Source organism: Alkalihalophilus marmarensis DSM 21297, from assembly GCF_000474275.2.
Lineage (GTDB): Bacteria > Bacillota > Bacilli > Bacillales > Bacillaceae_D > Alkalihalophilus > Alkalihalophilus marmarensis.
This window is the reverse complement of sequence record NZ_ATAE01000082.1, coordinates 1-1,581: the sequence shown is the minus strand read 5'-3', so window position 1 is coordinate 1,581 and position 1,581 is coordinate 1. Positions and strand designations below refer to the sequence as shown.

The following is a 1,581-nucleotide window of genomic DNA, read 5'->3' as shown; positions in this document are numbered from 1 at the left end:
TTTTTTTTTTTTTATATAATTAAGGTATTAATAATGGTATAGGTGATGTTGAAATGATTAAAGGATAAGATTTGATTTTTTTTAGTTTATATATGGGATTTTATGATTTTGTGGTATTTAAAGATAATATGTTTTGTTAAATGAATGAATTTGTTGATTTTTTTTTTATTATGGAGGAGTTTTAAGATAAGTATTGTTTGATGAATGGTTGTAATGTGATTTTTTTGATTTGTATGTTTAAATATTTTTTATTAAAGATTATTTTTGATTTGTTGGATGTTGATGTAGTGGAATGTTTTAAGTATGATATGTTATTTAAATATTTTTTAGATTTGGTTTTAGAAGTTGGTGTTATTGATTTAAGTTTTTTAATGAAATTTTGTAAATTTTGTTTTTTAGATGAGGGTTTATTAGATATGTTGGTTGGGAAGAGTGTTGAGATTGTTATAGAATATAATATTTTTAAAGATTTTATTATTATTTTTGATGTGATTTATATGAGAGTTTGTTTTAATAAAAAGTTATTGAAAGAATTTTTATAAGAAAAGTTTAAAAATGTTTGGAAAGTAGTTTATTGTGTAGATGAGTTGATGTAAGGGAAGTTTTTTGATAAATTTTTATTTAATGATTTTTAAGAGGAGTTAGAGTATTGTTGATAGATTATTTTTATTGTAGAAAGTTTAAAAAGTATTGAAGTATTTGTTGTGAAAGAAAGATTTAATGTTTTAAAAGAAGTTGTTGAGGATTATGAAGAAAATATGATTTAATTGGATGATTTTGATGTATGAATAGGGTTTAAATTTTAAGATATTTTTTTTTTTGGATATAAATTTTATTTTGTTATGATAAATGAAGAATGAATTATTATTGTTGTGGTTATTATATTAGGTGAAAAAAATGATGGGAAATATTTAAGAGAATTTGTAGATAAAATAAGAAATGTAGGTGTAAATGTAGATATTATTATTGTTGATATAGTTTATTTTGAAAGAGAAAATATTTGTTTTATAAATGAATATAAAATGGAGTTTGTTTTAAAATTTTATTTTTTGGTTATTAATGGATTATGTAAGAATGATGAGTTTGAATTTAATAAAGATGTAGGTATATATATGTGTAAGGTAGGATATTTAGTTATTTAAAAGAAATATGATGGTTGTATTAAGTATAATAAAAATTTTAGATATTGTTATTTTTTTGATGTAGAAAGATGTAAGGTTTGTTTTTTGAAAGAGGGATGTTATAAAGAAGGGGTTAAAATAAAGTTGTATTATGTAATGGTTAAATTAATTGAATATATTGAATAAGAAGTGTTTTAAGAAATAGAGAGATTTAAAGAATTATTGAAGTTTTGATATAAAATAGAAGTGAAGAATAGTGAATTGAAAAATTGGTATGGGTATAAAAAAGTGAATTATTTGGGTTTATTTGGTATGTAAATATAAGTGGTTATTATTATATTTGTTGTTAATTTAAAAAGAATATTGAGATTTAAGAATTAAAAAGAGTTGTAATAATTAAGAGAAAGGGTAGTTTTTTTTTTATGGTTGGAGAAGAAATTGTTTTTTTTTTTATTTTTTT

At 20.1% G+C, this 1,581-nt stretch carries 2 protein-coding genes; both read left to right on the top strand.

Translation table 11 applies throughout. The features are described from left to right. The first annotated feature begins 200 nt into the window (after positions 1 to 200). A complete protein-coding gene (locus A33I_RS19445; RefSeq protein WP_022629984.1) occupies positions 201 to 542 on the top strand; it encodes an IS1182 family transposase in 342 nt (113 codons plus the stop codon). Positions 543 to 872: 330 nt separating this feature from the next. Next, on the top strand, positions 873 to 1,142 hold the full coding sequence (locus tag A33I_RS20440; RefSeq protein WP_022629983.1) for a hypothetical protein: 270 nt from the start codon (positions 873 to 875) through the stop codon (positions 1,140 to 1,142). Positions 1,143 to 1,581: the final 439 nt, after the last annotated feature.